5 protein-coding genes and 1 pseudogene are annotated in these 6,305 nt (G+C 71.4%); 2 read left to right on the top strand and 4 right to left on the bottom strand.

Annotation, left to right across the window (positions count from 1 at the left end):
* On the top strand, positions 1-552 hold a 552-nt coding region (locus VFZ20_RS04660), incomplete at its 5' end, for a hypothetical protein (RefSeq protein ID WP_329682669.1).
* 129 nt (positions 553-681) lie between these two features.
* On the opposite strand, the gene VFZ20_RS04665 is transcribed toward VFZ20_RS04660, so the two are convergent.
* The 4 genes from VFZ20_RS04665 to VFZ20_RS04680 form a co-directional block, all read right to left on the bottom strand.
* Positions 682-1,053 carry a hypothetical protein gene (locus VFZ20_RS04665; protein ID WP_329682670.1) on the bottom strand — a complete coding sequence of 124 codons (372 nt, stop codon included), beginning with the start codon at positions 1,051-1,053 and terminating at the stop codon, positions 682-684.
* A gap of 592 nt (positions 1,054-1,645) precedes the next feature.
* Positions 1,646-2,371, bottom strand: coding sequence for an AMIN-like domain-containing (lipo)protein (locus tag VFZ20_RS04670; protein WP_329682671.1), 726 nt, complete (start codon positions 2,369-2,371; stop codon positions 1,646-1,648).
* Positions 2,368-3,249, bottom strand: coding sequence for a formate dehydrogenase accessory sulfurtransferase FdhD (gene fdhD, locus VFZ20_RS04675; RefSeq protein WP_329682672.1), 882 nt, complete (start codon positions 3,247-3,249; stop codon positions 2,368-2,370). The genes VFZ20_RS04670 and fdhD overlap by 4 nt, the downstream gene beginning before the upstream one ends.
* A gap of 8 nt (positions 3,250-3,257) precedes the next feature.
* The gene (locus VFZ20_RS04680) at positions 3,258-5,618 is read right to left on the bottom strand and encodes an FdhF/YdeP family oxidoreductase (RefSeq protein ID WP_329682673.1); all 2,361 of its coding nucleotides are present in this window, start codon (positions 5,616-5,618) and stop codon (positions 3,258-3,260) included.
* Between the two features lie 379 nt (positions 5,619-5,997).
* On the opposite strand from VFZ20_RS04680, the pseudogene VFZ20_RS04685 reads away from it, so the two are divergent.
* Positions 5,998-6,305, top strand: a pseudogene (locus tag VFZ20_RS04685) (hypothetical protein); the annotation flags it as partial.

Genomic DNA, 6,305 nt, shown 5'->3' on the forward strand with positions numbered 1-6,305 from the left:
CCCTATTCCCTGTTCCCTATTCCCTGGCAGTTGCATATGCCCGCGGTCTCCTTCGATCAGCTTCCCGACGACGCGCGCCTGTGGGTGTTCGCCGCCGCGCGTCCCCTGGACGATACCCAGCAGGCCGACCTGCTGGCGCACGTGGACGATTTCATCGCCCGCTGGGCGGCGCACGGCTCGCCCGTGGTGGGCGGGCGCGAGCTGCGCCACGGCCGCTTTCTCCTCGTGGGCGCGGACGAACGCGCCACGGGCGTGAGCGGCTGCTCCATCGACACGCTGTTCCGCTCCCTGGGCGAGCTGGAGGCGCAGACGGGCGTGCCCCTGCGCGATTCGTCGCTCGTCTTCTGGCGCGGCGCGGACGGGCAGATCCAAGCCGAGCCGCGCGCCTCGTTCCGTCAGCGCGTCTCCGCCGGCGAGGTGGACGCGGATACAACCGTGTTCGACAACACCGTCGGCACCGTGGGCGACGTGCGGGGCGGCCGCTGGGAGCTGCCCATGCGCGCGTCGTGGCACGCGCGGGCGTTCGGGGCGGCGGCCGCAGGCCGGGAATGAGCCCGGAACCGCGCATCCGGGGCACCTGAGCACGAAGGCGGCCGTCCGGTGGGTCCGGATGCCGCCTCCGTCTATTCGGGAGCGAACCGGCGCCCCCGCCGTGGCTCGCTGTTCCCTATTCCCTCATCGTCACCCGTGCAGGTGCCCCGCGGGCCGCACGGGCGGCTCCTGCGGACGCATCATCTCCTCGATGTCGCCCACCATGCTGCCGTCGCCCGGCTGGCTGCCCGTGAACAGGCCGTCACGGCTGCCCGACGCCTGCTGCGCGGGCCCGTACAGGTTGAGCCAGCGGTCGAACGACTCGCACGCGGACAGGAGCGAGTAGAAGGTCTTTCCGCGGGAGTCCTCCCGGCCAAAGATCAGGTCGACGACGACGACGAACGTGGCCAGCGGAAGCACGACGGCATCCTTGAGCCCGTCCAGCGCGGTCTTGAACTGAAAGATCAGGAAGTCGCGAACCAGCACGCCCCGCGGGGTGCCTTCCTGAAACCGGTGCTCCATGGGTTCCTCCTCGGGTTCTCCTGCGCCTCGAACAGACACGCCGTACGCGCATCTCCCGTCCCGGGTTTCACTTCCGCTCGACGGACGCACGGTGCCGCAACAAGCTAATCTGTTGAGCCGATTGTTCCTACCGTTCTTCGCAAACGGCGAGATGCGTCATCCCGAGGAGCCGCCGCGCGCAGTCTCACCCGTCCGGAGTCCTGCGCCGCATCAGTCCGCGCGGGTGCTCCTCGGAGGCGGTCTGGAAACCCGCGTCCGCGATGCGTCATCCTGAGGGAGCGCCGCGCATACCATGAACGCGCGCAGAACTTTGGCGCGACCGAAGGATCTTGTGTGCGAGACTCGGAGGCGGCGTCCGTGCACGAGGATCGCCCCCGAGCTTCGCGGACAAGATCCTTCGTCGCCGCCACGGATCATGCACGAACGAGGGTTTACGCGGCGGCTCCTCAGGATGACGCTTCTGGCCCATCCGCGTGATCCAATACCCTCATCAGGCCGGACGGACACGCATATGCGGGCGAGATCATGACAAAACGAGCAGGGCCGGCTCCAGAGCGGAAGCCAGCCCCTCACGCGTGGCATCGACCGCGGGTTACTGCTGCACGTCGACGATGAGGCGCGTGGGGTTCTGGAGCTCGGTCACGCGGTAGCGGTTGGGCGACGCGACGCCCAGCACCACCTGCACCTCGCCCTCAAAGTCGCACGTGAACTCGTACTCCTTCACGAGCGGCATCTGCAGGCGGCGCTCGCGGGGCGAGACGGTCACCTGGCCGCGCGCGTCGTGGGCCTCCGTGCCGCGCAGGGTCACGGCCAGCAGCCCGTCGCCCGCGATGCTCACCGGGTCGCCGCTGGCGCAGTGGCGCGCGGGGCGGTCCACGTACTCCACGCGATAGCCGGGCACGTCGCTGCCCGCGAACTCCAGCACCAGCCGGTCGAAGCCCTGGTTCACGCCCACCCGCACGTCGCGCAGCGTCACGGGGCGCGACATGGTGCGCACGCGGTCCGTAACGCCCGCCGTCCACGCCTCCTGCGGCGCGGCGGGCGTCTGCCCGGGCATCGCGGCAGGCGCGGCGGCGCTGTCCGCGGCGGCGGGCGTGGCGGGCAGCGTCACGGGCGACGAGTCGCTGAGCACAAAGGCGGGCATTCGCCCCGGCTCGTCCGGCGCGGGCGCCGTCGACGAGTCGCCGCCCGCGGAGTCCGCGCCCGTCTCGGACGCGCGGCGGCGCGCGGTGTCCTCCGCCAGCTCGCCGCCCTGGTCGCCGCAGGCCGCCAGCGCGACGGCCACCATCATCCCCCCCAGGATCCGCCGGATCGTCATCCACCCACCCCCTGTCGCGTGCGGTGGACGATGCGCCCGCCCCCCGCGTAAACGTTGAATCCCCCGTCGCGGACAAAGCCCGCGAGCGTCATTCCCGCCTCGTCCGCCAGCCGCACGGCCAGGCTGCTGGGCGCCGACACGCCGGCCAACACCGGCACCCCGGCCCGCGCGGCCTTCTGCACGAGCTCAAAGCTCAGCCGCCCGCTCACCAGCACGATCGATTCCGCCAGGGGCAGCTGGTGCTCCAGCAGCGCGGCGCCCACGAGCTTGTCCAGCGCGTTGTGCCGGCCCACGTCCTCGCGCGCGCGCACCAGCGTGCCGTCCGGCGTGAACTGCGCGGCGCCGTGCAGCCCGCCCGTCCGCTCGAACACGCGCTGGGCCTCGCGCAGCCGGTCCGGCAGGGCCACGAGCAGGCCGGCATCCACCGTGAACCCGTCGGCGAGGACGGTGCAGGCGGGGCCCATCACGGCGTCGATGCTGGCCTTGCCGCACACGCCGCAGCTGCTGGTCGCGTAGAAGTTGCGCGACAGCAGCGACGGATCAAAGTCCGCCCCCGGCGCCAAATGGACGCTGACGGTGTTGTACTGCTGCGGCGCGTCCGTGCAGTAGCGGATGCGGCCGATGGAATCCGGCCCGTCGATCAATCCCTCGGAGTAGAGGAATCCCGCCGCCAGCTCGAAGTCCGCGCCGGGCGTGCGCATGGTCACCGCCACGCGCGTGGCTGCCTCCTCCGCCCGCCCCGTGTCCTCCGCGCGGACGAGGCGGATCTCCAGCGGCTCCTCCACGGCCAGCAGGTCGTCGCGCGTGCGGCGATCGACGCCCGCCCCGTCCACGCGGATGCGCTCGATGCGGCGCCGCGCCGTGCTCCCGGGGCGCATGGGCCCGCTCAGACGGCGGCGCCCGTCAGATGCTCCGCCTGCGCGCGCGCCCGCGGCACCAGGCGCTCGTCCACGCCCACCACGTCCACCTCGCTCGTGGCGCGCTCCACCGTCACGGGCACCATCTTGGACGACGGCGTGCCGCTCCCCTTCGCCCGCGAGCCGACGGGGACGAGCACGTTGGCCTCGGGAAAGTACGCCGCGGCGCACCCGCGCGGCACGTCGTAGGCGACGGCGCGGAACTTCGGCGCGATGCGCGCGCGCCCGTCCGCCGCGTGGGAGCGGATGTCCACCCAGTCGCCGGGCGCGAGGCCGCGCTCCGCGATGTCGTCCGGGTGCATGAGGATGACCCGCCGCGCCTGCTTGATGCCGCGGTAGCGGTCGTCCAGGCCGTAGATGGTGGTGTTGTACTGGTCGTGCGAGCGGATGGTGAACAGCCGCAGCTGGCCCTCCGGCAGCCGGATGTCCGGCGTGGGCACCACGACGAAGTTGGCGCGTCCCGTCTGCGTGTTCCACTCGCGGTGCGCGGCCGCGTTGCGCAGCACGAACCCGCCCGGCTCGCGCACGCGACGGTTGTAGTCGTCGAACCCCGGCACCACGCGCTGGACGTGGTCGCGGATGCGGTCGTAGTCCGCCGCCAGCGCGTCCCAGTCCACGCCACCCCCCTCCGGCAGCGCCGCCTTCGCCAAGCCGCAGACGATGGCGATCTCGCTCTTCAGGTGGGGCGACGCCGGCTTGTTCACGCCGCGGCTGACGTGGACGACGGACATCGAATCCTCCACCGTCACGAACTGCTCGCCGCCGGCCTGCCGGTCCGTCTCCGTGCGGCCCAGGCACGGCCAGATCATCACCTCGCGCCCCGCCGTCACGTGCGTGCGGTTGAGCTTGGTGGTCACGTGCACGGCCAGGTCGATCCCCTTCAATCCCTCCGCCACGAGGCCCGTGTCCGGCGACGCGCCCAGGAAGTTGCCGCCGATGGCCATGAAGAAGCGGATGCGCCGTTCCTGCATGGCCTCGATGGCGTGCACCACGTCGTATCCGCCCGCGCGCGGCGCGCTGAAGCCGAACTCCGCCTCCAGCCGATCGATCCACCCTGGCGCATTGTGATCGATGCCGACGGTGCGGTCACCCTGCACGTTGCTGTGGCCGCGCACGGGGCAGGGGCCCGCGCCGGGGCGGCCCACGTTGCCGCGCAGCAGCAGCAGGTTACTGATGGAGATGATGTTGTCGACGGCGTTCTCGTGCTGCGTGAGCCCCATGGCCCAGCAGATGATGGTCGCGCGGGACTTGATGTAGACCTCCGACGCCTGGCGGATCTCGGCCTGCGTGAGCCCGCTCTGCTCCGTGATCTGCGTCCACGGGGTCGCATCCAGGTCCGCCACCAGCTCCTCGAAGCCCGTGCAGTGCGCGCGGATGAACCCGTGGTCGATCACCCGCCCGCGGTCGCGCCGCTCCGCCTCGAGCAGCTGCTTCATCATCCCCTTGAGCACCGCCACGTCGCTGCCCGGCTTGGGCTGCAGGTAGACCGTGGCGATCTCCGTCCCCTGTCCCAACAGGGTCGGTCCCACCTCCTGCGGATGGGCGAACTTCATCAGCCCGCGCTCGCGGAGGGGGTTGATGGCCACGATCTGCGCCCCGCGCCGCCGCGCCGCCTGCAGCACGGTGAGCATCCGGGGATGGTTGGTCCCCGGGTTCTGGCCGATGATGAAGATGGCGTCGGCCTTTTCAAAGTCGTCCAGCTGCACCGCGCCCTTGCCGATGCCCATCGTCTGCTTGAGCCCCACGCCGCTGGACTCGTGGCACAGGTTGGAACAGTCCGGGAAGTTGTTGGTCCCGTACATCCGCCCGAAGAGCTGGTACAGGAACGCCGCTTCGTTCGACGTGCGCCCCGACGTGTAGAACGCCGCCTGGTTCGGCTCCGGCAGGTCGCGCAGAAAGGCGCCGGCCTTCGCGAACGCCTCGTCCCAGCCGATGGGCTCGAAGTGGCGCTTGCCTTCGCGCAGGATGACGGGCTGCGCCACGCGGCCCTGCTGCTCCAGCCAATAGTCGCTCTGCGCCTGCAGCTCGTCGATGCTGTAGCGGGCGAAGAACTCGGGGGTGACGCGCTTGCGCGTGGCCTCGGCCGCGACGGCCTTTGCGCCGTTCTCGCAGAACTCGAAGTGCGAGCGCTCGCCGGCGGCCGGCTCGGGCCAGGCGCAGCCGGGGCAGTCCACGCCGCCGTCCTGGTTGAGCACGCGCAGGGCATTGGTGCCGGGCACGACGGCCTTTTCGCGCGCCAGCTGGCGGGCGGTGCTCAGGATGGCGCCCATGCCCCCGGCGGGCTTGGCGGCCGGGTCGTGGACGGGCGGCTTGGACGGCGTGCTGGACATGCGGGACCACTCCGGGATGTGCGTAAACGCTTGCCCTGGAAGGTTGCTGCACGCGGCGGCGGTGGCAAGGGCGGGGAGTGTGAAAGTGCGGGAGTGCGAGAGTGCGGAGGAGGATCTGCACAGGCGGCGGAGATCGCGCGGGCGCCCCCTCCGCTCGCTTAGGCTCGCACCTCCCCCCAAAACCCCTGGGGGAGGTTGATGGCTCGGTCGAAAGCTGACCTGGTGATGGACGTGTGGCGGGAGACACTTCCGCAACCCGTTGTCTTCATGCGAGATTGATGCATCCCTCCTGTAGAAATCGCGACACGTGCCGATACTCGCTCCCAGCCAGAGCGATCAGACCGCCCGTTTGTACAAACCGCACTTCCCGACCCCTCGCATGAAGAAGATCATCACCCCCGCGCTCGTGTCCGCCCTCGTCCTTGCGGGCGTCCAGACCGGGCACGCCCAGGCCGTGACGTCCACGCCCGCCCCGGAGCCGATCCCCGCGCCGGCGGCCGAGCCCACGATCGTCGCGGCGCCTGTCGCCGAGCCCGCGCCGTCCGCGGTGCTGACCCCCATCGCCGAGTCCGCGCCGGCGCTCGTGACCGAAGCCGCGCCCGCCGCCGCGCAGACGGAGCTCGCGGGCCCGTACCGCACCGACGCCGTGGCCGTGCAGCCCACCGGGCCCGCGTGCGTGCGCCAGGT

This window comes from Longimicrobium sp., assembly GCF_036280135.1.
Taxonomy (GTDB): Bacteria; Gemmatimonadota; Gemmatimonadetes; order Longimicrobiales; family Longimicrobiaceae; genus Longimicrobium.